The organism is Azotobacter bryophylli (assembly GCF_042643485.1).
GTDB lineage: Bacteria > Pseudomonadota > Gammaproteobacteria > Pseudomonadales > Pseudomonadaceae > Azotobacter > Azotobacter bryophylli.
The window spans coordinates 276,605-302,410 of sequence record NZ_JBHRSJ010000035.1; the positions used below are offsets into that span (position 1 = coordinate 276,605).

Here is a 25,806-nt window from a genome sequence, read left to right on the forward strand (position 1 = left end):
AGCGATTAAAGGAGGTGGACAAGGCTGCGCTGTTGTCTACCCTACGTGCTACGCGATTATTTACACGCACCAACTGCGCATGCTGCCTCACAAGCAACATTGCAACCCCACCAAAAGCAACAGCTGGCTATACACGCCAAGCAAGCTTCAGTGCTCCCCATGGGCTTAATTGATGTGTTCTCTGGGGTTAACTTAAGCATATCCTTATACTTCGCGGCTTCTTGGTTTGTCAGGCTCCCATCCATCCATTTCTGGAGAGCATCAGTAGCGGCTTTGCGATCTGCTGAAGGTGCTTTTGCAAGGGCGTCCGAGTAAAGTAATATCTGCTCGGCTGTGGGTCTTTTGATAAAATCAGATGGCTCTTTTGCGGCTGCTATAGAGGTCAAAAATCCAACAGCCAAAAGTGCAATGATAGACATTATCTTGGTTTTCATTATTTCTTCCTTTTGGTGGTTGAAGGTCGGCTGCTACTCTATTACTCCCTCGACAGTTGAGCCAAGAGGGATTCCTTTGAAGCAAACGCCAATGTTTGCCCATACATCTGCCGTTCGAATTGTGATCTCATCTTTGAATTCTTCTTCGGTCATATTTTCGTTGTCCTTGTAGTACTTCACCTTCCCTGTAACTAGGGTGTCACCGATTGATGTGTAAGAAATCTTAAAGGCTATAGATCCGCCATGGCTTTGGATTGTAGTCCATGGTCCCCACGACATTGGTGCAGCATATGCTGTAAATGTTTTTGACATTTTTGTCCTCTGGCGAATGTTAGGTGCTACCAGTCATGGATGGACTCTTGTCTGTGCATGACTGTTTGGGTGAGATTTGGGAAGGACATTTCTTATAAGTTGCACCATATCTTCTTCCCTTGCCGGTTTCACGGGCATATACGAATGTATAGCCGCCTTTATATGCGCTTCACTCAGAGAATAGCTCACCATTTGACTTCCACCAGCTTCCCCCGCTAATGTTCTCCCGCTGCCGCCAAATCGGCAGCCTGGGCTTGGCGGCCCGGTAAGTACAGGCGGACAACACCGCCACAAGAGCGGTTTTTTTATGTCCGCAGCATGGCTACACCCGTTATGGGCGGGCCGTGTGTGGGGGCCTCACGGCCCGCCGGTTCCTGTACCCGGTCCGCCAACCCGCACGGTTCCGCTCACCCATCTTGGCGGATGGACGCGGAGATCAGTCTCTCGTACAGGATCGACTCCCATGCAAGCGCTCGCCTTCCACAACACCCAGTTCGATATCGTTGATCGCAACGGCCAGCCGTGGCTAAGGCTGCCTCAAGTTGGGGTAGCCCTCGGGTACGCCAACCCTTACAAGGTCCAACAGGTTTACGACCGCAACGCGGACGAGTTCACTAGCGAGATGACTGCCGTGGTCGAGTTGGATACCGCAGGCGGTCGGCAGCAGGTCCGCATCTTCTCCCTCCGCGGTGCCCACCTGCTGGCGATGTTCGCTCGCACCAAGGTGGCCAAGGAGTTCCGCCGCTGGGTGCTCGATGTTCTGGAAGGTATTGCTATTGCCCCTGCCAATCCGAAGCGCAAACCCAAGGCGTTGCCCAATGGCCTCACCAGCGACCAGCAGGGCGCGCTCAAGGCGCTGGTGGCGGCGCGCATCGAGGGCTTGCCGGAAACGGCACGGGGTAGGGCGGCGACGGTGTGCTGGTCGGCGCTCAAGGCCAAGTTCGGCTGCGGCTACAAGGAGATCGCGCCGGAGCAGTTCACCGAGGCGGTGAGCCTGGTCGCGCGCATCGTGCTGGAGGGCGAGCTGCTGGAGCCGGAGGCGCCGAAGGTGCTCGGCCGCCTGCCGATTGACTTCCCCATCGAGGACTGGAAGGCGCGCAATTCTCACCAGTTCCAGCACGACGACGCGCACAGCAACGTGCTGACGATGACCTGCGGCGATGTGCTGCTCTGCGAGTACTCTCCCGCCGAGGCGCTGCTCGGCCAACTGGCCGATGCCGGCTACCGGGTGGATGGCCCACTGTACGAGCTGCGTTCCCTGCGCTCGCTGGCCAAGCGCCTGGACCTGACCATGCGCCTGATGGCCGGCAACCTGCGGCAGGCGCTGGACGGCTTCGAGAGCGACCGCCGCACGTTGCAGCGCTTCGAGGGCGCGAAGGCGCCGCGCTGAGGCGACCGTTCGTCGGGGCGAAGTGCTGCGAGTCGGCTGCGAACCGGACGCGAGTCGGCGGCGAATCGAACTGGCGTTTTTCCCCCGTTTACGCCACTGCCGGTCGAGGGGTACAAAGCCGCTACTTTTGTGGTCGCTGCGACTGAGGCGACCTTCCCGCAACACCTCCATCCCCGACTCTTCCCCAGACCCCGCTTCGGCGGGGTCTTTCGTTTCCACCGTTCGCCAAGGAGCGCCGATGTCTACCGATCAATCTCTTGCCGATATGCCGCTCTGGCTGGTGATGCTGCTGAGCCTGGCCGGGCTGTCCGGCGAGATGCTCAGGGCATCCGGCCACAACCTGACGCTGCGGCAGATCCTGCAGCGGGTCGCGCTGCGCTTCCTGGCCTCCGGCCTGCTGGGCATGGCGGCGGTGCTGCTGGCGATGGCGGGGTGGGGCGATCTGTACATGGCCGCGGGGCTGGGCATCGTCACGGCGGTGGTCGGTGCGGATGTGGTGGGCGGGCTCTACACCCGCTGGCTGGCGAAGAAGGCAGGGCTGGGCGATGTCGAGTCGCGCTGAGCCGAGGGTCTACAACTCGCGCTGGGCGAAGGCGGCTAAAACCTTCCTGGCTGGGCATCCGCTGTGCGCGATGTGTCAGGCGCAGGGGCGAGCGGTCGCCGCGACGGTGGTCGACCACATCCGCGAGCACCGCCTGAAGCAGGCATTGCGCAGCGGCGACAAGGCCGCCATCGCCCAGGCGCAGCGGTTGTTCTGGGACAAGAACAACTGGCAGGGCCTCTGCAAGAGCCATCACGACTCGACCAAGCAGCGGATCGAGAAGCGCGGCGTCGAGATCGGCTGCGACGTGAACGGTCTGCCGATCGATGCCGGGCATCACTGGCATGGGGTGGGGGGAGGGTAGAAGTTCGGGGCCCTTCGAGACGAGACCGCCCTAGCCCCTTTTTGTGCAACGGCGGGAAAAATGGAGGGGGCCCCCTTCCGGACAGAGCGCGTTCCTACGCGAGATCCGAGGTGAAAATGAGCGGAAACCACAACTCCGGGCGACCTGCGAAACCGGCCATCGTCCACCTGCTCAACGGTAACCCCAGCAAGAAGAACGCCCGCGATCTGTTGCAGGAGGCGACCCAGCCGCTCCTGCCGGTGGAGGCGCCGCCCATGCCCGACTGGCTGGACGAGGATGCCCAGGCCGAGTGGGAGCGGGTGGTGCCCGATCTGATGACGCTGGGCCTGATCTCGACGCTCGACCGCCAGGTCCTGGGCCAGTACTGCGAGGCGGTCAGCGACTACCGCCGCTGGACGCTGCGCATCCAGGAGTTGAACGCCCGGCTGGCCAGTCCGGACAGCGGCGACGTGCAGACCTACCGCACTGGCGCCAAGGACCTGTCCATCTGGCGCAAGCTGCGCAACGACGCCGAGCGCCGGGCCGATGCCGCCGGCGCCAAGTTGGGCTTCACACCCATGGCCCGGCGCAACCTGAAGGCGGCCCAGGCGCCACAAGGCGAGCTATTCCCCAATGAGCAAAAGCGGATCGCAGACAAGTACTTCTGACCGGACCACGGACTACGCCCGCGACGTGCTGGCCGGCCGGATCGTCGCCGGGCCGGACATCCGCAACGCCTGCCAGCGTCACCTGAACGACCTGGAGCACGGCCCGGCCCGCGGCCTCCACTGGGACCTCGACGCGGCCAACCACGTCATCGGCTACTACGAGGACGTGCTCTGCCTGAACGGCGGCGAGTTCGAGGGCCAGCCCTTCGTCGTGCTGCCCTGGCAGGCGTTCATCCTCGGCAGCCTGTTCGGCTGGAAGGGAGCGGACGGCTACCGCCGCTTCCGCACGGCCTACATCGAGACGGCCAAGGGCTCCGGCAAGTCGCCGCTCGCCGCCGGCATCGGCCTGTACGGCATGACCTCGGACGGCGAGCCCCGGGCGGAGATCTACGCCGCGGCGACCAAGAAGGACCAGGCCATGATCCTGTTCCGCGATGCGGTCTCCATGGTCGATCAGTCGGCCCTGCTGGCCGAGCGGATCGAGAAGACCGGGCGCGGCGAGAAGGTGTGGAACCTGGCGCACCACGCCAGCGGCAGCTTCTTCCGGGCGATCAGCGCCGACGACGGCCAGTCCGGCCCGCGGCCGCACGTGGCCCTGCTCGACGAGATCCACGAGCACAAGACCCGCATGGTCGTCGACATGATGCGGGCCGGCACCAAGAGCCGCCGGCAGGCGCTGATCGTGATGATCACCAACAGCGGCCACGACCGAACCAGCCTCTGTTACGAGTACCACGAGTACGGCCGGGCGCTCTGCGCGGGCACCAAGGAGGACGACAGTTTCTTCGCCTTCATCTGCAGCCTGGACGAAGGCGACGATCCGCTGAAGGACGAATCCTGCTGGCCCAAGGTCAACCCCAGCCTGGCCTTCGGCAAGGCGGACGACCCGAACGGCGGCGTGCCGGGCTACAAGTACCTGCGCGAGCAGGTCACCGAGGCGCGCGGCATGCCGGCGAAGGAGTCCACCGTCCGCCGGCTGAACTTCTGTCAGTGGGTGGACGCCGATAACCCCTGGATCTCGGGCCATCTCTGGATGCAGTGCGAGGAAGACTTCGACCCCGACGAGCTGATCGGCGAGGAATGCTACGGCGGGCTCGACCTCTCCGGGGCGCGCGACCTCACCGCTCTGGCGCTGTACTTCCCGCGCCTGCGCAAGGCCTTCGTCGAGTTCTGGACGCCGGGCGACACCCTGCACGAGCGGGCCCGCACCGACCGGGTGCCCTACGACGTCTGGCTGCGACAGGGGCACATCCGCGCCCCGAAGGGCAGTGCCGTCGACTACGCCTCGGTGGCCCAGCGGGTGGGCGAGCTGGTCCAGCGCTATCAGGTGCGGGCCATCGCCTTCGACCCGTACCGGATCAAGTACTTCACGCCGCAGCTGGATGCCGAGGGCATCGCCGTCGAGCTGGTCTCGCACGGGCAGGGCTACTACAAGTCCGCCGAATCCGGGCTCTGGATGCCGCGCTCCATCGAGCTGCTGGAGCAGGCCCTGACCGAGCGGCGGGTGCGCATCAAGGCCAACCCCTGTCTGCGCTGGAACGCGGCCTGCGCGGTGCTGGAGGCGGACAACAAGGACAACCGGATCTTCGCCAAGCGCAAAAGCACCGGACGCATCGACGGCGTGGTGGCTCTGGCCATGGCATTCGGCGTGGCCGACGACGCGCCCGAGTTCGTCGACATCGACGATTTCCTCAACCAACCCCTGAGCATGTGATGGCGGACACCGACTACAGCATCGACCTGCGCACCAACAGCCCGCTCTGGGCACGGGTGTGCGCCTTCTTCTCGGGCGGGCGGCTGGTCACGCCGGAAAAGGGCTCGCAGACCGGGCCGGTCTCGGCCAGCGGCACGGTGGGCGACTCGGTCGTCTCCGACGAGCGCACGCTGCAGATCGCCACGGTCTTCGCCTGCGTCCGGCTGATCTCCAGCGTGGTCGCCGGCCTGCCGCTGGATGTCTTCGAGACGAAGGGGGACGAGCGGACCCGGGTCGGCCTGGAGCAGCCCCTGGCCCGGCTGCTGCGCTACAGCCCGAACCCGTACATGACCGCCGTGGAGTTCCGCGAGGCCATGACCATGCAGCTGTGCTTCTACGGCAACGCCTATGCGCTGATCGAGCGCAACGGCGCGGGCGACGTGATCAGCCTGCTGCCGCTGCTGTCGGCCAACATGGACGTGCGTCTGGAGGGCAAGCGGGTCATCTACCGCTACAAGCGCGACACGGAATACGCCGACTTCAAGCCGAGCGAGGTCTTCCATCTCAAGGGCTTCGGCTTCAACGGCCTGGTCGGCCTCTCGCCCATCGCCTTCGCCACCCGCGCCGCCGGGGTGGCGGTGGCGATGGAAGACCAGCAGCGCGACTTCTACGCCAACGGCGCCAAGTCCCCGCAGCTGTTGATGACCGGCGACCGGACGCTGAGCAAGGACCAGCGCGCCCAGCTGGAGCAGAACTTCAAGGAGATCGCCGGCGGCCCGGTGAAGAAGCGCCTGTGGATCCTCGAGGCTGGCTTCACCACCCAGGCCATCGGCGTCAGCCCGCAGGACGCCGAGACCCTGGCCGCCCGCAAGTTCCAGGTCGCCGAGCTGGCCCGCTTCTTCGGCGTGCCGCCGCATCTGGTCGGCGACGTGGAGCGTTCCACCAGCTGGGGCTCGGGCATCGAGCAGCAGAACCTCGGCTTCCTGCAGTACACCCTCAAGCCCTATTTGGACCGCTGGGAGGCGGCCATCTGGCGCTGGCTGGTCAAGCCGGCCGAGATCGCCCGCTACCACGCCGAGCACAACCTCGAAGGACTGCTGCGCGGCGACTCGGCGGCGCGCGCGACCTTCATGACCGCGCTGGTCAACAGCGGCCTGCTCACCATCAACGAGGCGCGCCGGCTGGACAACCGGCCGCCGTTGCCGGGCGGCGACGTGGCGACCCGGCAGGCGCAGAACGTGCCCATCGCCCAGCTGGGCCAACCGCAGAACCCCGCCCCGAGCGGGGTTTAGTTTTTCTGGAGGCAAGCATGCCCACCATCTGCAAGACGCTGGCCTTCGAGCAGGCCGAAATCAAGTTCGCCAACCAGGCCCAGGGCGTGTTCGAGGGCTACGCCAGCGTGTTCGACGTGACCGACGCGGACGGCGACATCATCCTGCCGGGGGCCTTCAAGAAGGCGCTGGCCAGCCAGAGCCGGGCGGTGGCCATGTTCTACAACCACCGCGCCTGGGAGATCCCGGTCGGCAAGTGGCTCGCCCTCGAAGAGGACGGCAAGGGCCTGTTCGTCCGCGGCGAGCTGACGCCGGGGCATTCCGGCGCCGCCGACCTCAAGGCCGCCATGGCCCACGGCACGGTGGGCGGCATGTCGGTCGGCTTCCTGGCCACCAAGGACGACTACGACCTCGGCGCGACCGGGCGGATCTTCAAGAACGTCGCCGCGCTACGCGAGATCAGCATCTGCACCTTCCCGGCCAACGAGCAGGCCACCGTGTCCTCGCTCAAGAGCCTGGAGGGTATCGACAGCCTTCGCGACGCGGAGCACTGGCTGAGGGATTCGGCCGGCCTCTCCAAATCGGAAGCGCAGGGCCTCATCGCCCGCATCAAGTCCGCGGTTCGGAGCGAGTCCGAAGGCGGCGACCGCGTCACCCTCGCCGCGCTCCTCGAGCGCATCCAGACCTTCCCCTCCCTGAACTGAGGAGTTTCCCCATGTCCGATCTGGCCATCATCCAGAAAGCCATCGAAGACGCGCAGAAGAACATGCAGCAGCTGTTCGAGGCGCAGAAGAAAGAAATCGAATCCACTGGTGCCGTCAGCAAGCAGCTGCAGGGCGACCTGATCAAGGTACAGGAGGAGCTGAAGACCGCCGGCACCCGCCTGTTCGACCTGGAGCAGAAGCTGGCCTCCGGCAGCCTCGACCCGGCGCAGACCGAGAAATCCTTCGCCGAACGCACCGCCGAGGCGCTGATCAAGGGCTGGGACGGCCGCTCCGGCCACGCCGAGGTGAAGTCCTTCCACAAGGCGCTGGACAGCGGCGCGGCCAGCGCCGGCGCGCTGATCCAACCGCAGACTCTGCCGGGGATCCTGATGCCCGGCCTGCGCCGCCTGACCATCCGCGACCTGCTGGCCCAGGGGCAGATCTCCAGCAACTCGCTGGAATACGTGCGCGAGAACGTCTTTACCAACGGCGCCGCGCCAGTGGCGGAGAAGGCGCTGAAGCCGGAGTCCAACCTGACCTTCGCCAAGGAAACGGCCAACGTCAAAACCATCGCCCACTGGATCCAGGCGTCCCGTCAGGTGATGGACGACGCGCCGCAGCTGCAGTCCTACGTCAACAACCGGCTGCTGTACGGCCTGGCGCTGGTCGAGGAAACCCAGCTGCTCAACGGCGACGGCACGGGCGACAACCTGATCGGCCTGAACGCGGTGGCGACCGCCTACGACGCGAGCCTGGACGCGGCCGGCGACAGCAAGGCCGACCAGATCGCCCACGCCATCTTCCAGACTAGCGAGTCGGAGTTCGAGGCCAGCGGCATCATCCTCAACCCGCGCGACTGGCATGCCATCGCGCTGCTGAAGGACGCCAACGGGCAGTACGTCTTCGGCGGTCCGGCCGCCTTCGCCGCCAAGGTGATGTGGGGGCTGCCGGTCGTGGCCACCAAGGCCCAGGCGCAAGGCACCTTCACCGTGGGCGGCTTCGACATGGCCTCGCAGGTCTGGGACCGGATGAACGCCAGCATCGAGGTGAGCCTGCACGACCGGGACAACTTCGTGAAGAACATGCTGACCATCCTCTGCGAAGAGCGCCTGGCCGTGGCCCACTACCGGCCGGCCGCGATCGTCAAGGGCGCCTTCACCGTCCCGGCCCCCTGAGCGAGGTCCCTATGGTGACGATTGACGCCGCGGCGGTCGTGCCGCTCGAAACGCTGCGCCTGCACTGCCATGTCGACGACGACCTGCAGGACGGCCTGCTGCAGCAGTACGCGCAGGCCGCGCTGGACTACTGCCTGGCGGTCGTCGACGAGCCGGGGATCGATGCGCCGGAGCGGGTGCCGCCGCGGATGACGCAGGCGGTCCTGATGCTGGTCGGCCACTGGTTCGCCAATCGCGAGGCGGTGGTCACCGGAACCATCGCCGCGCAGGTGCCGCTGGCGGTCGAGGCCCTGCTCTGGACCTGCCGCAACTTCTACGGCGGCCCGCTGCCGGTGGCGGGGTGAGCCATGCAGGCCGGCCGACTCCGCCACCGCTGCTCCCTGCAGCAAAAACAGCGCACCGCCGACGGCATGGGCGGCGGTCTCGAAACCTGGACCGAGCGGCGCTCGCTCTGGGCCGAGATCGCCATTCCGACCGGGCGCGTCGCCACCGTGGCCCAGCAGCTGGAGGCCACCGTGACCGCCGAGATCCGCGTGCGTCTGGCCGCCGACATCCGGGCGGGCATGCGCCTGGTGCACGGCGGCACGACCTACGCCATCGAGGCGGTACTGCCCGACAACGAACGCACGCTGCTCCGGCTGCTGTGCTCCAGCGTTGCGCATCTCTGAGGAACGACCATGGCCCGACGATCCCGCATCCTCGGCGACTTCAAACTGCGCCGCACCCTGCGCAACATCCACAAGACCCTGGACAACGAGCTCAAGCCGGCCATGCAGGAGGGGGCCGACAAGATCCTCGCCGACATGCAGCGCCTGGCGCCGAAGGACACCGGCGCCGGAGCCGCCGCCCTGACGGCCTTCGTCGCCAAGTCCGGGCTGGACGCCCAGATCGGCCTGCGCGGCAAGAAGGCCAACCGGAAGTTCTACTACCTGCGCTTCATCGAGTACGGCACCAAGGGCGTGTCCGGCGAGAAGCGCGCCGGCAATCGCAACCGGCGCGACAGCAACAAGAGCGACGGCGAGCACTGGTTCGGCAAGTACCCGGACATCCCGGCCCGCCCGGCGCATCCGTTCGTTCGCCCGGCCTACGACCTGAACCGCGACGAGATGGTGGCGCTGATCCGCCAGGCCATCGCCAGCACCCTGGCCCGCGCCGCCGGAGGTGGCCCGTGAGCGATCCGGCCCTGGCTGTCCAGGCCGCCCTCTACCAGGCGTTGACGGCCGGGCTGAGCTGCCCGGTCTACGACGCAGTGCCGGAGGAGGCCGCGTTTCCCTATGTGACCCTCGACTACGAGGTCGCCGCTAACCGCGACTTCCTCGCCAGTCGTATGGACGAGCGTTTCCTGTATCTGTCCGTCTGGTCGCAGTACCCCGGGCAGGCCGAGGTGAAGCGCCTCATGGGCGAGATCGACGCCGCCGTGCACGGCAAGAGCCTGCCGCTGGGTTCGGGCCAGTCCACCCGGATCAGCGTCCGGCGCAAGAGCACCAACCGCGAGCCGGACGGCCGTACCTACCAAGGGCAGGTCGTCCTGCAGGTTCTGACGCCGCACTGACGCCAGCTCAACCAATCCAGCCCGCCCAGCGCGGGCCTTTTCGTTCCTGCCGCGCCTGCGGCATCACTCCACAGGAGACAACCCATGTCCGTCATGACCGGTGCCGGCACCCGCGTGTTCATCGGCAGCAAACTCACGGCTGCCCTGAGCGACGACGACGCCACCGACCTGGCCGCGCTGAAGGCGGCCGCCATCACCTATACCGAGATCGGCGAACTGATCGGCGTCGGCGACTACGGCGACTCGGTTAGCGATGTGTCCTACACCGCGCTGGCCAAGTCCCGCGTCACCCACCTGAAAGGCGTGGCCGATGGTGGCACCGTCGATCTGACCATCGCCTTCGATGCGGGGGATGCCGGCCAGGACGCCCTGGTGGCGGCCAGCAAGGACCGCGCCGGTTTCTACTACCTGTACCCGCTCAAGATCCAGTACGTCGACGGTCTTATCGACTACTGCGCCGTAGCCGTCCAGGGCGTGCGCAAGCAGCCCGGCTCCGGCAACGATGTCGTGCAGCGGGTGGTCACCGTGGCCGTCAACAGTCCGATCCTGGAAGACGCCGGCGCCTGATCCTTTTCCCGGCCCGCCCCGGGCGGGCTTGCCCTTTCTGACTCGAGGAACTCCCCATGACTACCCAGACCCTGCGCGGCACCACCGCCGTTACCGTCGGCGAAGACGTCTTCACCCTGGTCCCGAACCTGGCCGCCGTGCGTGCCATCGAGCTGCGCTACGGCGGCCTGCTGAAGGCGGCCCAGGCCTGCGACGCCATGTCCGTCGATGCCGTCGCCCATGTCATCGCCGCCGGCGTTGGCCTCACCGGCAAGGCTGCCGAGACCCTGCCCGAAGGCGTATTCCAGGCGGGCGTGGTGCGCGTGTACGGCCAGATCCGCCCCTATCTGCTGGCCCTGCTGAATCCGCGCGGCGCCGAGGAGGGCAAGGAGGGAAACGCGGAACCGGACGGGAGCGCGAAAGCGCCGTAAGGGACGGCAGCTACGTCGACTACCTGTTCGGCGTGGCCACCGGCCTGCTGGGCTGGCTGCCCGACGTGGCCTGGCGCACGCCGATCCCGGAACTGCTGATTGCCATGGACGCCAAGATCGAGTGGGCGATCGCGTTCCATCCGTTCGGGGGCGGGAAGAAGGAGCCGGAGAAGCAGACGCCGCAGGAGATGCGTAGGGCGCTGCGGGCGCGGTCGACGTGATGAGCCTGAACTGATCAGGCAATTACCTTTGCAACGCCTCAGCATGTTCCCAAAGGCTGGAGGAGGCGGTCCTCCTTCCAGCCAAGGAGATCCTAATCTGGGCTCTTTTGATGTCATTTTGATATAATCATGCTATCACAACGAACAGGGATGTACGCCCATGCTTTACAAAGCTTTTCGTCTTTTATTCGCCACTGCAGTAATTACGTTGACGGGCTGCGCAAGCATCGTGAGCGACTCGAAATACCAAGTTGAAATTTCTTCGAATCCAACAGGGGCCAAGTTCGAGATTGCTAACGAGGACGGCGAGATTGTGAATAGGGGTGTAACCCCGGATCACATCATGCTTGATGCTGGGGCCGGGTATTTTGACGGAGAGACATACCGAATCATCTACCGGAAAGATGGATACGAGCAAAAGTCGACCTTGCTCGATAGTAAGGTAGATGGTTGGTATTGGGGGAATCTCGGCTTCGGCGGGATCATCGGGATGCTCTTTGTCGACCCTTTAACCGGGGCTATGTACAAGCTCCCGAGAGCAGCCCATGTGAATCTTCAGCCATCCGAGCCCCCGCAAACAGCTGCGGTTTCTGTGCCAAGCAAATCTGCTGACGAAAGTTCCCGTGCCAAGCTACTGAATGAATTGGCCGCAGACAAATCGCTTTCGTATGACGAGTACCAGCGCCGATACAACATCATCATGCGTCAGCCGTAGCTGCAACCCAGAAACATCGGAGCCCGCCTAGTGCGGGCTTTTTCATTCAACCAACCCGCTCCGGCGGGTTTTTTATTGCCCGGAGAACCGCATGGCCGACCAAGACGTCCAGGGAATGCTGATCCGCATCGAGGCTACCACAGCCCAGCTGCGTCGCGAGCTGGAGCTGGCCGACCAGGCGGTGGCCTCGACCAGCCGGAAGATCGACAAGAGCCTGTCCGTCGTCGACCGGGCCTTCGACCGGATCGACGCGACCATTTCCGGCGCCGTCGGCCAGGCGCTGGGCGACCTGAACGCCAGCGTCGCCGCCGCCTATGCCCGTCTGGACCTGCTAGAGTCCGGCTTGACGGGCACCTCGCAGTCCGCGGCCCGGATCGTGCCGGCGTTGAGTAGCTCGAACGAGGCCCTGAAAAAGGGCGGACTCAGCGCCGGCCAATACGCCCAGGCCATGCGTCTGCTGCCGATGCAGCTGTCGGACGTGGTCAGCAGCCTGGCCAGCGGGATGCCGGTCTGGCAGGTGGCGATCCAGCAGGGCGGGCAGGTGCGCGACGCCTTCGGTGGGATCGGCAATGCCGCGCGCGGGGTGGCTTCCGCCGTCGGGCCGGTAGCCGGTACTTTCGGCGCCATTGCCGCTGCCGCTGCCGTCCTACTTTCCGCTCATGAGCAGGGGGCGGCCGAGGCTCGGGGCTACGCGCAGGCGCTGATCCTCACCGGCAACGCTGCCGGTACCAGCGCCGATGCCCTGGCCGGCATGGCCATCGCCCTGGACCAGGCCGGCTCGACGCAGCACGCCGCCGCAGCGGCGCTGGCCGAGCTCGCCGGCAGCGGCCGGTTCGCCGAGAACCAGCTCGGTGCCATCGCCGAGGCGGCGCTGGCCATGGAGGAGGCCACCGGCACGGCGGTGGCCGACACGGTCAAGGCGTTTTCCGCCCTGGCCGACGCCCCGGCCGCGGCCAGCGCCAAGCTGAATGAGCAGTACCACTACCTGACCGAGGCGGTTTACCGGCAGATCCGTGCGCTGGAAGAGCAGGGCCGCACGACTGAGGCCGCCAAGCTGGCGACCGATACCTATGCCGCGGCCCTGACGGAGCGGGCCGGACAGATCGACGAGCACTTGGGTACCCTGCAGAAGGCTTGGCGGGGAATCACCGGCGCCGCCGGCGAAGCCTGGGACGCCATGCTTGGCCTGGGCCGCGAGAAGACCCTCGAGCAGCAGATCGGCCAGCTGGAAGGGCAGCTGGAGAACCTGCGCCACAACCCGTTCACCGGTAGCGTTTTGGACTTCGGCCCCAGCGAAGAGGAACTGAACAACGCCCTGCTCGGCCTGCGCATCCAGCAGCAGGGACAGGCCTTGATCGCCGAATCGGCCGCGGAAGAGGCCCAGCTGAACCAGGAGCGTATCGCCGCCGACCAGCGCGAGCAGAAGGCGCAGGAATCGCTGAACCAGGCCTATGTGGCCCGGCTGGTCAGCCTGAAACAGTCCGCCGCGCTGCAGGGCCAGAACTCGGAAGAGGCCCGCGTCCGCTACGAGATCGAGCGGGGGGAACTGGCCCGGCTCGGCGAGGCGCAGAAACAGGCGCTGATCTCGCAGGCCCGGACGGTCGACGCCCAGCGGGCAGCCGAGCAGGCATCGAAGGACCAGGCCGAGGCCAGCAAGAGGGCGGCTGAGGCGCAGAAACGGGAAGCTGCCTCATTCCAGCAACTGCTCGACAGCCTGCTCCCGGCCGAGGCCGCCAGCCGCCGATACGGCGAGACCCTGGCCGCGCTGGACAAGGGGCTGATTGCGGGCTCCCTGTCGCTCGATACCTACCAGTCCGCCGTCGAATCGGCCTGGCAGGCGCTGAACAAGGCCGACTGGGAAAAACAGAACCAGGCCATCGCCGAGCAGAGCCAGCAGTTCCAGTCGCTGGCCGACCGGCTCGACCCGGCGGCCGCGGCCGCCGAGCAGTACGCGCGAGACCAGCAAACCCTGAACCAGCGGCTCGCCGACGGGAAGCTCTCCGCCGAGGAATACGCCCGCCTGCTGGGCCTGCTCGATCAGGAATACCAGCAGAATGCGGCCTCCAGTAGCGAATGGGCCCAGTTCACCGAACGCCAGCTGGACCGGGTGGACCAGGCGTTCTCGGATGCCTGGCTCAACATCGGCCACGGCTTCGACAGCTTTGCCAGCAGCCTGAAGCGCGCCTTCGAGCAGATGCTGGCCGAGCTGGCCCATATGGCCATTACCCGGCCGATCATGCTGCAGATCGGCTCGGCGCTGGGCGTTGTTTCGTCGGCGGAAGCAGCAGCCAACACGGGGATCTGGAGCAGTATTTTCGGCGGCAGCGGAGGCCAGACCAGCATTCTGAGCCAGCTCGGCAGCGCCCTATCCATCGGTAACATCGTCAGCAAGGTCGGCGGCTGGCTTGGTATCGGCTCCATGACCGAGGCGACCTCCAGCGCAGCGGCGGCAGCAGGATCGGCAGCCACTGCTGCTGAGTCGGCAGCCGGAGCGGCAACTGCGGCGGAATCCACGGCCGCCGCGACAGCGGGCATCGCATCTAGCCTTTCGTCTGCGCTCCCGCCCCTGGCTGCTGCCCTGGCTCTCTATCAAGGGGTCAGCTCCTACATGGATGGGGCAAGGCCTGACCCCAAGAGTACCCGTGGAAACCTGCTGGCCTGGGCGTCCTTCCAGCCGCTTGCCGAATTGAATGGCGCCATCAACAAGCTGACCAAGCTGGTCGGTCTGGATGGCACCGTGATCGGCGGTCTGCTCAATGCGCCCGGTATGATCCTGCAGGGCATCAGCAATGCCCTGTTCGGCAGCTGGAAAATCAAGGACTACGGTATCGCCCTGGGGGTGAATGACGGCGAGCTGAATCCGCAGAGCTACGTCTACAAGAAGAAAAAGGGCCTGCTCACCGGTACCAAGAAGAAGACCAGCTACGACCCACTCACCGGCGATAACGCCCAGCAGTTGCAGGAGGCATTCGCTACGACCGAGGACGGGGTCGCCTCGCTGTTCGAGCAGCTTGGCTACGCCATCGACCAGGGCACGTTCGACGGCCTGCAGATCACCCGCTCGAAGATCAGCACTAAGGGCAAGACGCAGGACGAGATTTCCAAGGCCGTCCAGGACTGGTTCACCCAGGCTGGGGAAGGCATCAACACCTACCTGAATACCACCCTGGGCACCGGATTGAGCTATGACGTTGCCGGCATGGCGACGTTCGTCAATGACCTGTACGCGGTTAACGGCCTCCTCGACCACCTGAACGTCGGCCTGTTCACCACCAACGTGGCCGGCGGCAAGCTGGTCGAGGAACTGCTGGGCCTGACCGGCGGGCTGGAGGCGCTGACCACCAGCGTCTCCACCTACTACGACCAGTTCTTCGCCGACGCCGAGAAACAGGCCAACACCCTGGCGGACGTGAACAAGGCCTTCGCCGACGCCGACCAGACCCTGCCGGCCACCCGCGCCGGGTACCGGGCGTTGGTCGAGAGCCTCGACCTGACCAGCGAGGCCGGCCGCTCCACGTTCGCCACGCTGATGAACCTGGCGGGGCAGGCCGACGCCTACTACGACATCCTCGAGCAGCGGGCGAACGCCGCACAGGCGGCCCTGGACAGCTGGGCCGGTGGTCTGGCGGACGCGGCGGGGACGGCGTTCGACACCCTGAAGACCAGCCTCGCCGCGCAGCAGCAGGCCCTGACGGACACCTACAACGCCCGGCTGACCTCGTTGAACGACCTGCTCGACTCGGCCAATAGCTCGGTCGGCAGCCTGACCGCAGTCGGCAACAGCCTGGATGCCGCGCTCAAGCAGTTGTCCGGCTCGTCCGAGCAGGCGACGACCCTCCTGCACGAGCAGGCGGTCTCCACCCTGCAGTCGGCGCTGGCTTTCGCCCGGGCTGGCGGGGCGCTGAGCGATTTCACCGGGCTGCAGGAGGCGCTCGACGCGGCTACCAGCATCGATGCCGGGCGCTACGGGACGCTGGTGGACCTGCAGCGCGAGCAGGGCCGCACCGCCGGCCTGATCGCCCAGTTGCAGGGCGTCAACGGCGCTCAGCTGACGACCGAGGAAAGTATCGTCGCCAGCTTGCAGACGCAGATCGACCAGGCCAAGGCCGACTACGACCTGCAAGCGGCGGTCCTCGACGCCCAACTGAGCGCGGCGCAGGCGCAGCTGGATGCGCTCAAGGGCATCGACGACTCGGTCCGCTCCGTTGCCGAGGCCTTGGACGGCTTCGCGCAGGCGCTGGCCGCCGCCCAAGCGGCAGCCGCTACGCCGACCGTGGGCAGCGTGGTCGCCAGTGTCTACCAGAGCGTGCTCGGCCGGGCGCCGAGCGCCGCCGAAGTCGATTACTGGACCGGGCAGATCGGTGCGGGCGCCACGGACATCGGCCATCTGGGCGAGGCGGTCGGAGCCTCTGGCGGGTCGGTGCCGGCCTTCGCCGCCGGAGGCCTGCATAGCGGCGGCCTGCGGCTGGTCGGCGAGCAGGGGCCGGAGCTGGAAGTGACCGGCCCGAGCCGGATCTTCAACGCCCGGCAGACCGCCGACCTGCTGTCCGGCGGTGGTGCCTCGGCCGAGGAGCTCCGCGGCCTGCGCGCCGACCTGGCGCAGGTGTTCGACGCCCTGCGCGCCATCGCCAAACACACCATGAAGACCGCCCGGAACACGGATCTCCTGCCGCCGGTGCTGCAGCAAAACGAGGCGTTCAATCCATGAGGATCATCCAACCCATCGACATCACCGAGGCGGTGCTGGTCGCCAGCAACGTGCCCGAGGACGACTACCCGCCGTGGGCCCCGGCGACCGCCTACCTTGTCGGCGACCGCTGCCTGCGGGGTCACCGGCTCTACGAGGCGCTGCTTGCGCACAGCGGCGTCGACCCGGGCGGGCCGGCCACCAACCCGGCTACCTGGCTGGATCTGGGGATGGACAACCGCTGGCGGATGTTCGACGACCAGGTCGGCTCGCTCACCCGGCAGGTGGGCGCCATCGCCGTCGCCCTGCAACCCAATGCGGTGATCAACGCCCTGGCCCTGTTCAACCTGCAGGGCCGGACAGTGACGGTGGCGATGACCGACCCGAACGAGGGCGAGGTCTACCGGCGCACGCTGTCGCTGGTCGATGCCGGGGTGAGCGACTGGTACGCCTGGTGCTTCGCACCGATCGGCCGGCGCACCGACATCGTGCTGCTGGACCTGCCGGCCTACGGCACCGCCCAGCTGAGCGTGACCGTCGACAACGCCGGCGACCCGGCGGTCTGCGGCCATCTGGTCACCGGCACCCAGGCCGACCTCGGCGTGGCGCTGTACGGCACCAGCGTCGGCATCACCGACTACTCGCGCAAGGACACCGACGACTTCGGCAACGCCCTCGTCGTCGAGCGCGCCTACAGCAAGCGCGCCGAATTCGACCTGCGCCTCGACACCGCCCGGGTGGGCGCCATCCAGCGCCTGCTGGCCTCGATCCGCGCCCGCCCGGTGGTGTGGATCGGCGAGCCGAGCTACGAGGCGACCGTGCTGTTCGGTTTCTTCAAGGACTTCACCCTCTCGATCTCCGGCCCGTCGCTCTCCGACGGGACCCTTACCGTGGAAGGACTGGTATGACCCTACCCGCGATCACGCCGCTGCCTCCGGCACCGGCGCGCAGCGACGCGCCCAACGATTTCTCGGCCAAGGCCGACGCCTTCGCCGCGGCGTTGCCCGGCCTGGTGAACGAACTCAACGAAGCCGCCGGCTTCATCGACCAGCGCGCCGCCGACGCCCAGCAGAGCGCCCAGGCGGCGCTGAATGCCGTGGCGGTGGCCGGCAGCGCCGAAGGTATTCCCGCCCTGGCCGGCAACGCCGGCAAGGTCCTGCGCATCAACGCCCAGGAGAACGCGGTGTTCTGGGACACGGCCGCGCCGCCGGCCAGCAGCGGAACGCCCGGCCTCGTCGCGCTGGCCACGCCACAAGAAACGGCTGATGGCTTAGACAGTACTCGTGCAGTCACTCCGGCCAGTCTGCAACCGTCACTGGCCGGAAAGCAGGCTGCCGCTGCCAACTTGAATGCCCTGGCCGGCCTGGCGGCTTTGGCAAATCAGTTGCCGTATTTCACGGGAGCAGGGGCAATCGCACTGGCCGTTCTAACCACCAAGGCGCGGGATCTGCTGGCGTCGGCCGATACCGGGGCCATGCAGGCCGTACTCGGGCTGGGGACCGCTGCCACTCGTGGGGTCGGGACAGGGGCTGGCCAGTTGGTCGAGTCTCAATCTGTGGCCCAGCTTTACTCCCTGGAGCTGCGGGCTAATGGGGGCACCCCTTTCATTGATTTCTCGAATGACAACTTGGTCGATTTTGACGCTCGCCTGATCCTTACCGCCGATGACGTGCTGAATGTGGATGGCGTCGGGGTAAACGGCCTGCTGGTCGGTGGATACCGGGTTTTCAACGCCGGCAACGTCACGGCCTTCATCCAGACCCTGATCGATGACGCGGATGCCCTGACAGCTCGATCGACGCTTGGCGCCTGCGGCATCTCCGGCCCAGTGAGTCAAACGCTGTCGGGCACGGCCGTGGATTTCACCGCCATTCCGAGCTGGGCCAAGCGGCTGCGGGTCGGCTTCAACGGCGCCAGCCTCAACGCGGCCACGGCCATCATGGCCCAGCTCGGCACCGCTGCCGGGATCGTCTCCGGCGGATATGGGGGCGCCGTGGCGGTCACCGTCAACGGCGGCGTGTCGGCGGTGAACCTGAGCACGGGCGTGGACCTGGACAACCCCTCGGGCCCCGACGCGAGCATGGTCTACAGCGGGCTCCTGGAGTTCGAGCACATGGGGGGCAACGTCTGGGCCTTCAAGAGCACGATCTCCCGGACGGACAACACCCGGCAGACCAGCACGTCCGGCGCCGTGGCATTGCCGGGGGGCCTCACCACGCTACGCCTCACGTCCCATAACGGCACCGCATCGTTCGATGCCGGCACGGCCAGTCTCACCTATGAGGGGTAACCATGTTCCGCGTCGAATACAACATTGAAACCGGCGAGCGCCGGGAGATCGAGCAGACCGCCTACCGCGATCAGAACGACCACATGATCATCCAAGTGCTCGATGCGGTGGAACCGGCGCCGGCAGGCATGGAGGCGTTCGATCCGGCCGCCGTGGACAGCACGGCCACCGACCCCGTCCCGTCCTGATCGGACCGTTTAAGCCCCATCCCAGGAACCCGCCCCGGCGGGTCTTTTTTTGCCCAAAACCCGGTTCAGCGCCGGGTTTGCATGCTGGAGACCTCCATGCCCATCACCGAGCAGCAGCTGCTGCAGATCATGCCCAACGCCGGCCCTCGTGCCGGCGTTTTTGTGCCGGTCCTCAACGCGGCCATTAAGCGCTGGCAGATCACTACGCCCCGGCGGATTGCCGCCTTTCTCGCGCAGATCGGCCACGAATCGAGCCAGCTGCGCAATACCCGGGAGCTCTGGGGGCCGACGCCGGCCCAGGCGCGCTACGACCTGCGCACCGACCTCGGCAACACCCCGCAGGCGGACGGCGACGGTAAGCGCTACCGGGGTCGTGGTCTGATCCAGATCACCGGCCGGGCCAATTACGCAGCGGTGAGCATCGCTCTGTTCGGCGACGACCGCCTGCTCAAGACGCCCGAGTTGCTCGAGCAGCCGGAGTGGGCGGCGGAATCCGCCGGTTGGTTCTGGTGGGTGAAGGAGCTGAACGGCCTCGCCGACCAAGGCCGGTTCGCGGACATCACCCGCCGGATCAACGGCGGGCTGAACGGGCAGAAGGAGCGGTTGGCCCTGTGGTCGCGGGCCACGGAGGTGCTGGCATGAGCCTCACCGACCTGATCCCCGTGCAATACCGCTTGCTGGCCGCCGGCGGCATCGCCCTGGTCCTGCTGCTGGCCGGGGCCGGCCTCGTCTGGTGGGGGCTGTCGCCGCGCATCGGCCTGCAGTCCGCCCGGGCCGATCGCGCCGAACAGGCGCTCGCCGACTCGCAGCAGTTGGTCGAGCGACAGGCCAACGTGCTGGCCGAGCAGCAGAAACAGATCGCCCAGGTCACCGCCCTGGACCAGCGCATGCGTGCGCTCGAACAAACCATCACTCGTAATGCCCAGGCGCAGAGCCGCGCCCTCGAGGAGCTGAAACGTCATGACCAAGCCGTCGCCGACTATCTCGCTGCTGCTGTGCCTGCTGCTCTTGGCGGGCTGTACGAGCGGCCCGAGACCGCCGACCCCGCCGCCTACCACGGCCCGGATCGACTGCCCGCTGACCCCGTGCCGGCTGCCGGCGCGGCCAGCGCTGCACACTAATGACGACTGGCGCGCCGCTGTCGATGCGCTGGAAGGGGAGTTGCTGAGCTGCGCCGGGCAGGTGCTGGAGTGCATCGAGCGACAGCAGGTGGCGCGGGAGTGATGAGGTGCTTATCTGTGCGTGCAGCGGCTCTGTCGGGATGTGGCGGCTGGAAGCGTGATGTAGTTTGCAAATTGTGTGGATTTTTTATTCGTAATCGGTATAAGCATAATCCGTTGAGGCATAAAGATCGCCGCCCGGCGTTCCGATAATGTCCAGTAAGAAAGGATGGTTTTTTACGACCCCATGGATGGTGAAATGGGGCGGTCGCGACAGCGATCACCCCGCTGTGGTCTCTTCAAACCCAGGGGGGTTCTATGAATTACAAGAATATGAAAATCTCCAGCCGCCTCATCTTCGGCTTCGGTCTTTTGACTCTGTTGATCGCTCTGATGGGCGGAATCTCAGTGGTCAAAACCAATCATCTGGGCGAAGCCTTCGATCAGGTCGTCAATGACCGCTACGCGAAGATCGCCACGCTCAACAGCATCAAGGAAGGCATGCACCAGATGTCGGGGCAGTTGCGCAATGCCGTCATCATGACCAACCCAGACGACATCAAGGCTCAGCTCGACGAGGTGGAGTCGGTCCGCAAGGGGATAGTGGAACACTGGGAATGGCTGCATAAGACCATCAAAAGCGACAAGGGCAAGGAGCTGCTGGCGAACGCCGAGGAGCTGCGCCGCAAATATGTGGCCGTTCACCAGCGCGTGGTTGGGCTGATTGCCGAGGGCAAGAGGGAAGCAGCGGCCACTGCGTTGCTGGGGGATCTGCGTCCAGTCCAGCAGGCTTATTTCGCCGGGGTCGATCAGTTCGTCGAGTTCCAAAAGGGCTTGATGGACGAAGACGCTCGGCAGACCGCCAGCGACATCTCCGGCATGGAGATCTTCACCGGAGCGTTCGGCGCCGTGGCGATCGTGGCCGCGGTGCTGTTGTCCATCTGGCTCATCCGCGCCATCACCCGACCGCTCGGTCAGGCGGTGGACATTGCGCAGGCGGTGGCTGATGGCGACCTGAGCATGGAGTTCGACGCCGAAGGCAACAGCGAGACCGCCCAGTTGCTGCGCGCCCTCAAGAACATGCAGAACAGCCTGGTCAAGGTGGTTTCCCACGTGCGTCAGAATGCCGAAGCGCTGGCCTCGGCCACGGGCGAGATCTCTCTGGGCAACACCGATCTGGCGCAGCGCACCGAGGAGCAGGCCGCCGCGCTGGAGGAAACCGCGGCGAGCATGGAACAGCTGACCGGCACCGTCCACAACAACGCCGAAAACGCCCGCCAGGCAACCGAAGTGACCACCAGCGCCTCAAATATCGCCCAGCGCGGCGGCGACGTGGTCGAACGGGTGGTCGAGACCATGCAGGGCATCTCGCAGAGTTCCGACAAGGTCGCCGAGATCATCAGCGTCATCGAAGGCATCGCCTTCCAGACCAACATCCTGGCGCTCAACGCCGCAGTCGAGGCGGCCCGTGCCGGCGAGCAGGGACGCGGCTTCTCGGTGGTGGCCAGCGAGATCCGCGCGCTTGCCCAGCGCAGCTCGACGGCAGCCAAGGAAATCCAGACGCTGATCAGCGACTCGGTAAGCCGCGTGAATGCCGGCTCCCGGCTGGTGAACGAAGCCGGCAGCACGATGACCGAGATCGTGCAGTCGGTGAAGCGTGTGACCGACATGATGGACGAGATCGCCACCGCCTCGAAGGAGCAGAGCACCGGCATCGAGCAGGTGAACACCGCCGTCAGCCAGATGGAGCAGATGACCCAGCAGAACGCCGCGCTCGTCGAGCAGGCCTCGGCCGCCGCCCAGTCGCTGGTCGATCAGGCTGAAAGCCTGCGTGCCGCGGTGGCGGTGTTCAAGATCGCCGGTCAGGCTGCCAATGAGGCGACTAGCACCTCCGCCGCACCGGCGCCGAAGGCCGGTCGCCTGGTGGCTCCGGTCTCCGCTCCGCGCAGTCTGCCTGGCAAGGCAAAGCTCGCCTCGGCGTCCGCCGTGAGTGAGTGGGAAACCTTCTGATCCTGAGGGCGGTGCGGGGTAGAACACGCCTCGCATTCTGAAGGAAGCGCAAGCCCCTGCCGTACCGGCAGGGGCTTTTTTACGTCAGAGAAACACGTCGGCGGGTACGCCAAAACGCTCCGAGAGCGCCCGGATATGCCGGACGTTGAGTTGACGCTTGCCGCCCAGAATCTCGGAAATAACGGACTGCGTGCCAACCTCAGGCAGGTCGCCCTGGCTTAAGCCATGCTCCTGCATCAGATACCGCAGCACCTCCACGCCGCTTGCCCTGGGCAGAGGCCGGTGTGCCTCGTCGTAGGCTTCGATCAGGTCGCCCATGTGCGAGACAAGACTGGCCAGCGGGTGATCTTCGTCGTCACCGACGATGACCAGCAGCTCGTCCAGAGCCTCGACCAGCGCGTCGTAGTCTTCTTCGTTGGTCGGCTTGCTGAGCAGAGGGGCGACATAGCGCCAATGCTCGCAGGCCTGCTTGATCAGTGTGGACAAGGTTATTCCCTCCACTTGCCTTTATCGTATTCGGCGTGATCCAGCACATGCTGGATAAGCACCTTCTGCGCCCGGTATTGGACGATGGCGATCAGGCGCAGTTTGTTGCCACCGATATCGAACACATGCTGCGGCCCAACCTTGTCTGTGGCAGGGAACAGCCGTTTCAGTTCGGCGAAGTCCTCCGGGCTGCTGGCCTTGATCAGTCGATACCAAGCCTCGAGCGCCGTCGCAGCCTGTGGTTTGTCGATCTCGAGTCGCCACCGGCGCCTATGGCTCAGTAGATGTACAGCGAGCTGTTGCTCGGGCTGAGCGAGTGATGACGCGCACTATGCCCCTTGCGATGATGTACTCCGTAATGGGCATGCTGCTCATATTGAGCAGTGCTCTGAGGCTGATACGGGTTATGGGAGCAGCCGGCCAGTGCAAGACTGGCCGCGACCAAGATGGCGCTTGTGAGTTTAGCTGGCATGATGGCTCCTGACGCACGTATGGAGCATGGAGCTATTCAGACATTCCAAGGGGGCTATCGGTTCTGGAGGATGGCTTCCGGGAGAAAGGATGTATTGCCGCCTGGAGTCTCGGAAGTGACGGATTTGAGATTTTCCTTGGAAATTGAGGACTTACACGGCTACAGGTATGAGCCTTATTTGTGCTTTCGTATTGCCAGTTTAGTGGCACAGGCACAGGGGCATGCTCCTGTGCTGGGGACTCAATCGTCCTGAGCCCCACGTTCGCGGGCAAGTCCCAGGAGAGCGAAGCTGACTGCCTTCGTTGCTCCGAGATCTGCCCATGTGCGGATATATTCGGTGTACCGATTATCGATGCATCCCGAAAAAGCTATACATCACAAATAAAAGGTGTATATTTCGGCCACTGCTTTGCAATTGCTACATCGATACTCGGTTTGATGTTTTCTGCTTTCATCTCCTTGGCTCGTTTTGCTTTTCGCACCTCAGTCTCGGCTTGGCTTTCTTTACGCCGCCGTAGTCTTATTACACCTTGGAGATAAAACATGTCTAACCGTGAAAATGGCACCGTCAAATGGTTCAACGATGAAAAGGGTTTCGGTTTCATTACCCCTGAGAATGGCGCCGACCTTTTCGTCCACTTCCGTTCGATCGAAAGCAACGGCTTCAAAAGCCTGAAAGAAGGCCAGGCAGTTACTTTCGTCACCGTCAAAGGCCAGAAAGGTCTGCAGGCGGATCAGGTGCGGATCGTTTAAGTATCCCGCTCTAAAAAAAGCCCCGTTAATCGGGGCTTTTTTATGCCTGCTCCTTACCCCTTCAACACCTTCGCCCCATCGAAGTGCTGCACCCGGCGGTGGTCGTGGTCGAAGCTGTCGATCGCCTGCCGCACATGCCCGGCCATAAAGCGCATGGTCATGTCCAGGCGGCGGGCCAGTGAGCGCAGGGCGCGCAGTTCGTACAGTGGCCCGTCCACCCGGTAGCCGGCCTCGGCCAGTTGGCCAAGCAGTGTTTCGCCGGGCGAGTACTCGCTCATCAGCAGATCGCCCGTGGTCACTGTCAGCTCCGTGCTGTTTGGGTTGTCATGGCGAAACTGCTGCGGGTTCTTCGCCTTCCAGTCCTCGATGGGGAAGTCGATCGGCAGGCGGCCGAGTACCTTCGGCGCTTCCGGCTCCAGCCACTCGCCCTCCAGCTCGATGCGCGCCACCAGGCTCACCGCCTCGGTGAACTGCTCCGGGGCGATTTCCTTGTAGCTGCAGCCGAACTTGCTCTTGAGCGCCGACCAGCAGGCGGTGGCGGCCTTGCCGCGCCGGGCTTCGGGCAGGGCCTCGATGCGCGCTGCGACCAGGATCTTGATCGCGCTCTGCTGCTCGCCGGACAGGCCGTTGGGGAGGGCGCGTGGCGCTGGGCTGGGCACGAACTGCTCCAGGGCGGCATCGAGCCACAGGCGCAATGGTTCGGCGCGCTCCGGGCGGGCGTGGAGCAGGGCGAGGTCCAGGCCGCGGCGGTCGATCACGTTGAGCATCTGCCGGCCGACTTGCCGCTGCGACCGGTGCTCGGGGCGCAGGTGGCGGGTGACGCAGTAGGCGTCGCGCAGGCTCAGGGCGTTGGCCACGTCGGCCGCCACGAACCACAGCTCCTCGCCCTCGGGCACGATGCGGAAGGCGCGGTCGTTGTAGGTCAGGCGGATCGGCGGCCCGGCCGGGGCGGTGGCCATCGCGCGCGGGCTCAGCGCCTCGCCCTGTTGCCAGTAGACGGCGAGGGCGGCGAAGCACTCGCGCTGATACTGGATCAGCCGCTCGCGGATCTCCGAGCGCACGCGAGAGGCATCCACGCCGAACAGCCAGCCGTTGAGGTAGTCGAGGGGGAGGCAGACGAGTTCGCGGTGCTGATCATCACCGGGCATCTGAATGTCCATGACGGACATGCAGATAGACAGAACAGGATGGCGCTTGATGCGCTTGAGCTGCGCTTCCCACTGGAGACCGATGGCCTCGCAGATGGGCTTCATAGCTACAAGATGTTCGCCGGAGGCAGAGGTGAGGACGGTCAGGGATTGGCCGTGGAAATCGACAGAGGCAAGTACGGGGCTGGTATTCGACATGGCATGGATTCTCGGATGCTGAGCTGTAACCGCGCCCATCCGCCAAGATGGGTGAGCGGAACCGTGCGGGTTGGCGGACCGGTCCGAGGGCCGGCGGAGCCCGAAGGCTCCCCACACACGGCCCGCCCATAACGGGTGTAGCCATGCCGCGGGCACAAAAAAACCGCTTGTAAGCAGCGGTTTCGTGACCGCCTCGGAGTGCAGGGCCGCCAAGCCCAGGTCGCTGGATTTACAGCGACGGGGGAACCTTAGCGGGAGTTATGCGAGAGAGTCAACTGGTAGGTTATTCCATTGATAGCGGACTGCCATTGCAGGTAGTACATGGTGTATAACGTCGCAAAGCGGTCAGATTGGTCGTGAAATCCGCGCTATAGATAGGGAGAGCTGAAGCGATAAGGACTATTATCCATCAGTCTTG

At 65.3% G+C, this 25,806-nt stretch carries 29 protein-coding genes and 1 pseudogene; 25 read left to right on the top strand and 5 right to left on the bottom strand.

Going from position 1 to position 25,806, the window contains the following annotated elements; translation table 11 throughout:
• Positions 1–56 precede the first annotated feature (56 nt).
• A complete protein-coding gene (locus ACFOJE_RS20355; RefSeq protein ID WP_377816798.1) occupies positions 57–434 on the bottom strand; it encodes a hypothetical protein in 378 nt (125 codons plus the stop codon).
• Between the two features lie 33 nt (positions 435–467).
• Positions 468–746: a hypothetical protein gene (locus ACFOJE_RS20360; RefSeq protein WP_377816799.1), complete on the bottom strand. Its 279-nt coding sequence runs from the start codon at positions 744–746 to the stop codon at positions 468–470.
• Between the two features lie 463 nt (positions 747–1,209).
• Here ACFOJE_RS20360 and ACFOJE_RS20365 point away from each other — a divergent pair, with 463 nt between their 5' ends.
• The 24 genes and pseudogenes from ACFOJE_RS20365 (at position 1,210) to ACFOJE_RS20480 (ending at position 22,331) form a co-directional block, all read left to right on the top strand.
• Positions 1,210–2,136 (top strand): BRO-N domain-containing protein, encoded by a 927-nt coding sequence (locus ACFOJE_RS20365; protein WP_377816800.1) that lies wholly within the window; start codon positions 1,210–1,212, stop codon positions 2,134–2,136.
• Positions 2,137–2,374: 238 nt separating this feature from the next.
• Positions 2,375–2,698, top strand: coding sequence for a phage holin family protein (locus ACFOJE_RS20370; protein ID WP_377816801.1), 324 nt, complete (start codon positions 2,375–2,377; stop codon positions 2,696–2,698).
• Positions 2,682–3,041 carry an HNH endonuclease gene (locus ACFOJE_RS20375; RefSeq protein WP_377816802.1) on the top strand — a complete coding sequence of 120 codons (360 nt, stop codon included), beginning with the start codon at positions 2,682–2,684 and terminating at the stop codon, positions 3,039–3,041. The genes ACFOJE_RS20370 and ACFOJE_RS20375 overlap by 17 nt, the downstream gene beginning before the upstream one ends.
• Before the next feature lie 116 nt (positions 3,042–3,157).
• Complete coding sequence (locus tag ACFOJE_RS20380) at positions 3,158–3,688, top strand: phage terminase small subunit P27 family (RefSeq protein WP_377816804.1); 531 nt, start codon at positions 3,158–3,160, stop codon at positions 3,686–3,688.
• Positions 3,654–5,402 (top strand): terminase large subunit, encoded by a 1,749-nt coding sequence (locus ACFOJE_RS20385; protein WP_377816805.1) that lies wholly within the window; start codon positions 3,654–3,656, stop codon positions 5,400–5,402. Before ACFOJE_RS20380 ends, ACFOJE_RS20385 begins: the two co-directional genes overlap by 35 nt.
• A complete protein-coding gene (locus tag ACFOJE_RS20390; protein ID WP_377816806.1) occupies positions 5,402–6,673 on the top strand; it encodes a phage portal protein in 1,272 nt (423 codons plus the stop codon). The genes ACFOJE_RS20385 and ACFOJE_RS20390 overlap by 1 nt, the downstream gene beginning before the upstream one ends.
• A gap of 17 nt (positions 6,674–6,690) precedes the next feature.
• Positions 6,691–7,356 (top strand): HK97 family phage prohead protease, encoded by a 666-nt coding sequence (locus ACFOJE_RS20395; RefSeq protein WP_377816807.1) that lies wholly within the window; start codon positions 6,691–6,693, stop codon positions 7,354–7,356.
• A gap of 11 nt (positions 7,357–7,367) precedes the next feature.
• On the top strand, positions 7,368–8,531 hold the full coding sequence (locus tag ACFOJE_RS20400) for a phage major capsid protein (protein WP_377816808.1): 1,164 nt from the start codon (positions 7,368–7,370) through the stop codon (positions 8,529–8,531).
• Between the two features lie 11 nt (positions 8,532–8,542).
• Positions 8,543–8,875 (top strand): head-tail connector protein, encoded by a 333-nt coding sequence (locus tag ACFOJE_RS20405; protein ID WP_377816809.1) that lies wholly within the window; start codon positions 8,543–8,545, stop codon positions 8,873–8,875.
• Between the two features lie 3 nt (positions 8,876–8,878).
• Entirely contained in the window at positions 8,879–9,199 is a 321-nt protein-coding gene (locus tag ACFOJE_RS20410; RefSeq protein WP_377816811.1) for a phage head closure protein, read from the top strand.
• Positions 9,200–9,208: 9 nt separating this feature from the next.
• Positions 9,209–9,703 (top strand): HK97-gp10 family putative phage morphogenesis protein, encoded by a 495-nt coding sequence (locus ACFOJE_RS20415; protein ID WP_377816812.1) that lies wholly within the window; start codon positions 9,209–9,211, stop codon positions 9,701–9,703.
• Entirely contained in the window at positions 9,700–10,083 is a 384-nt protein-coding gene (locus ACFOJE_RS20420; RefSeq protein WP_377816813.1) for a DUF3168 domain-containing protein, read from the top strand. Before ACFOJE_RS20415 ends, ACFOJE_RS20420 begins: the two co-directional genes overlap by 4 nt.
• 84 nt (positions 10,084–10,167) lie before the next feature.
• Positions 10,168–10,650, top strand: coding sequence for a hypothetical protein (locus tag ACFOJE_RS20425; protein WP_377816814.1), 483 nt, complete (start codon positions 10,168–10,170; stop codon positions 10,648–10,650).
• A gap of 56 nt (positions 10,651–10,706) precedes the next feature.
• On the top strand, positions 10,707–11,060 hold the full coding sequence (locus ACFOJE_RS20430; protein ID WP_377816815.1) for a hypothetical protein: 354 nt from the start codon (positions 10,707–10,709) through the stop codon (positions 11,058–11,060).
• A gap of 32 nt (positions 11,061–11,092) precedes the next feature.
• Positions 11,093–11,281 (top strand): hypothetical protein, encoded by a 189-nt coding sequence (locus ACFOJE_RS20435; RefSeq protein WP_377816816.1) that lies wholly within the window; start codon positions 11,093–11,095, stop codon positions 11,279–11,281.
• A 160-nt stretch (positions 11,282–11,441) separates the two neighbouring features.
• Positions 11,442–11,996 (top strand): hypothetical protein, encoded by a 555-nt coding sequence (locus ACFOJE_RS20440; protein ID WP_377816817.1) that lies wholly within the window; start codon positions 11,442–11,444, stop codon positions 11,994–11,996.
• A gap of 91 nt (positions 11,997–12,087) precedes the next feature.
• On the top strand, positions 12,088–16,704 hold the full coding sequence (locus ACFOJE_RS20445) for a phage tail length tape measure family protein (RefSeq protein ID WP_377816818.1): 4,617 nt from the start codon (positions 12,088–12,090) through the stop codon (positions 16,702–16,704).
• A complete protein-coding gene (locus tag ACFOJE_RS20450; RefSeq protein WP_377816819.1) occupies positions 16,701–17,591 on the top strand; it encodes a hypothetical protein in 891 nt (296 codons plus the stop codon). The genes ACFOJE_RS20445 and ACFOJE_RS20450 overlap by 4 nt, the downstream gene beginning before the upstream one ends.
• On the top strand, positions 17,588–18,973 hold the full coding sequence (locus tag ACFOJE_RS20455) for a hypothetical protein (protein ID WP_377816820.1): 1,386 nt from the start codon (positions 17,588–17,590) through the stop codon (positions 18,971–18,973). Before ACFOJE_RS20450 ends, ACFOJE_RS20455 begins: the two co-directional genes overlap by 4 nt.
• Positions 18,974–18,975: 2 nt before the next feature.
• Entirely contained in the window at positions 18,976–19,161 is a 186-nt protein-coding gene (locus ACFOJE_RS20460) for a hypothetical protein (protein ID WP_377816821.1), read from the top strand.
• 96 nt (positions 19,162–19,257) lie between these two features.
• Complete coding sequence (locus tag ACFOJE_RS20465; RefSeq protein WP_377816822.1) at positions 19,258–19,803, top strand: glycoside hydrolase family 19 protein; 546 nt, start codon at positions 19,258–19,260, stop codon at positions 19,801–19,803.
• Complete coding sequence (locus ACFOJE_RS20470; RefSeq protein ID WP_377816823.1) at positions 19,800–20,282, top strand: hypothetical protein; 483 nt, start codon at positions 19,800–19,802, stop codon at positions 20,280–20,282. Before ACFOJE_RS20465 ends, ACFOJE_RS20470 begins: the two co-directional genes overlap by 4 nt.
• Positions 20,209–20,385, top strand: a pseudogene (locus ACFOJE_RS20475) (hypothetical protein); the annotation flags it as partial. The gene ACFOJE_RS20470 and the pseudogene ACFOJE_RS20475, both read left to right, overlap by 74 nt.
• Positions 20,386–20,639: 254 nt before the next feature.
• Positions 20,640–22,331: a methyl-accepting chemotaxis protein gene (locus ACFOJE_RS20480; RefSeq protein WP_377816824.1), complete on the top strand. Its 1,692-nt coding sequence runs from the start codon at positions 20,640–20,642 to the stop codon at positions 22,329–22,331.
• An 84-nt stretch (positions 22,332–22,415) separates the two neighbouring features.
• On the opposite strand, the gene ACFOJE_RS20485 is transcribed toward ACFOJE_RS20480, so the two are convergent.
• Together ACFOJE_RS20485 and ACFOJE_RS20490 are read right to left on the bottom strand one after the other, a co-directional pair.
• Positions 22,416–22,817: a helix-turn-helix domain-containing protein gene (locus ACFOJE_RS20485; protein WP_377816826.1), complete on the bottom strand. Its 402-nt coding sequence runs from the start codon at positions 22,815–22,817 to the stop codon at positions 22,416–22,418.
• Between the two features lie 2 nt (positions 22,818–22,819).
• A complete protein-coding gene (locus ACFOJE_RS20490) occupies positions 22,820–23,098 on the bottom strand; it encodes a type II toxin-antitoxin system HigB family toxin (RefSeq protein WP_377816950.1) in 279 nt (92 codons plus the stop codon).
• 734 nt (positions 23,099–23,832) lie between these two features.
• On the opposite strand from ACFOJE_RS20490, the gene ACFOJE_RS20495 reads away from it, so the two are divergent.
• Positions 23,833–24,042: a cold-shock protein gene (locus ACFOJE_RS20495; RefSeq protein ID WP_377816827.1), complete on the top strand. Its 210-nt coding sequence runs from the start codon at positions 23,833–23,835 to the stop codon at positions 24,040–24,042.
• A 53-nt stretch (positions 24,043–24,095) separates the two neighbouring features.
• On the opposite strand, the gene ACFOJE_RS20500 is transcribed toward ACFOJE_RS20495, so the two are convergent.
• Complete coding sequence (locus ACFOJE_RS20500) at positions 24,096–25,427, bottom strand: phage antirepressor N-terminal domain-containing protein (protein ID WP_377816828.1); 1,332 nt, start codon at positions 25,425–25,427, stop codon at positions 24,096–24,098.
• Between the last annotated feature and the right edge of the window lie 379 nt (positions 25,428–25,806).

Excerpts from the sequence above, each read along its gene's own strand:
- ACFOJE_RS20355 (WP_377816798.1), bottom strand. The coding sequence starts at position 434 with ATGAAAACCAAGATAATGTCTATCATTGCACTTTTGGCTGTTGGATTT.
- ACFOJE_RS20360 (WP_377816799.1), bottom strand. The coding sequence starts at position 746 with ATGTCAAAAACATTTACAGCATATGCTGCACCAATGTCGTGGGGACCA.
- ACFOJE_RS20365 (WP_377816800.1), top strand. The coding sequence starts at position 1,210 with ATGCAAGCGCTCGCCTTCCACAACACCCAGTTCGATATCGTTGATCGC.
- ACFOJE_RS20370 (WP_377816801.1), top strand. The coding sequence starts at position 2,375 with ATGTCTACCGATCAATCTCTTGCCGATATGCCGCTCTGGCTGGTGATG.
- ACFOJE_RS20375 (WP_377816802.1), top strand. The coding sequence starts at position 2,682 with ATGTCGAGTCGCGCTGAGCCGAGGGTCTACAACTCGCGCTGGGCGAAG.
- ACFOJE_RS20380 (WP_377816804.1), top strand. The coding sequence starts at position 3,158 with ATGAGCGGAAACCACAACTCCGGGCGACCTGCGAAACCGGCCATCGTC.
- ACFOJE_RS20385 (WP_377816805.1), top strand. The coding sequence starts at position 3,654 with ATGAGCAAAAGCGGATCGCAGACAAGTACTTCTGACCGGACCACGGAC.
- ACFOJE_RS20390 (WP_377816806.1), top strand. The coding sequence starts at position 5,402 with ATGGCGGACACCGACTACAGCATCGACCTGCGCACCAACAGCCCGCTC.
- ACFOJE_RS20395 (WP_377816807.1), top strand. The coding sequence starts at position 6,691 with ATGCCCACCATCTGCAAGACGCTGGCCTTCGAGCAGGCCGAAATCAAG.
- ACFOJE_RS20400 (WP_377816808.1), top strand. The coding sequence starts at position 7,368 with ATGTCCGATCTGGCCATCATCCAGAAAGCCATCGAAGACGCGCAGAAG.
- ACFOJE_RS20405 (WP_377816809.1), top strand. The coding sequence starts at position 8,543 with ATGGTGACGATTGACGCCGCGGCGGTCGTGCCGCTCGAAACGCTGCGC.
- ACFOJE_RS20410 (WP_377816811.1), top strand. The coding sequence starts at position 8,879 with ATGCAGGCCGGCCGACTCCGCCACCGCTGCTCCCTGCAGCAAAAACAG.
- ACFOJE_RS20415 (WP_377816812.1), top strand. The coding sequence starts at position 9,209 with ATGGCCCGACGATCCCGCATCCTCGGCGACTTCAAACTGCGCCGCACC.
- ACFOJE_RS20425 (WP_377816814.1), top strand. The coding sequence starts at position 10,168 with ATGTCCGTCATGACCGGTGCCGGCACCCGCGTGTTCATCGGCAGCAAA.
- ACFOJE_RS20430 (WP_377816815.1), top strand. The coding sequence starts at position 10,707 with ATGACTACCCAGACCCTGCGCGGCACCACCGCCGTTACCGTCGGCGAA.
- ACFOJE_RS20440 (WP_377816817.1), top strand. The coding sequence starts at position 11,442 with ATGCTTTACAAAGCTTTTCGTCTTTTATTCGCCACTGCAGTAATTACG.
- ACFOJE_RS20445 (WP_377816818.1), top strand. The coding sequence starts at position 12,088 with ATGGCCGACCAAGACGTCCAGGGAATGCTGATCCGCATCGAGGCTACC.
- ACFOJE_RS20450 (WP_377816819.1), top strand. The coding sequence starts at position 16,701 with ATGAGGATCATCCAACCCATCGACATCACCGAGGCGGTGCTGGTCGCC.
- ACFOJE_RS20455 (WP_377816820.1), top strand. The coding sequence starts at position 17,588 with ATGACCCTACCCGCGATCACGCCGCTGCCTCCGGCACCGGCGCGCAGC.
- ACFOJE_RS20460 (WP_377816821.1), top strand. The coding sequence starts at position 18,976 with ATGTTCCGCGTCGAATACAACATTGAAACCGGCGAGCGCCGGGAGATC.
- ACFOJE_RS20465 (WP_377816822.1), top strand. The coding sequence starts at position 19,258 with ATGCCCATCACCGAGCAGCAGCTGCTGCAGATCATGCCCAACGCCGGC.
- ACFOJE_RS20470 (WP_377816823.1), top strand. The coding sequence starts at position 19,800 with ATGAGCCTCACCGACCTGATCCCCGTGCAATACCGCTTGCTGGCCGCC.
- ACFOJE_RS20480 (WP_377816824.1), top strand. The coding sequence starts at position 20,640 with ATGAATTACAAGAATATGAAAATCTCCAGCCGCCTCATCTTCGGCTTC.
- ACFOJE_RS20495 (WP_377816827.1), top strand. The coding sequence starts at position 23,833 with ATGTCTAACCGTGAAAATGGCACCGTCAAATGGTTCAACGATGAAAAG.
- ACFOJE_RS20500 (WP_377816828.1), bottom strand. The coding sequence starts at position 25,427 with ATGGGCGCGGTTACAGCTCAGCATCCGAGAATCCATGCCATGTCGAAT.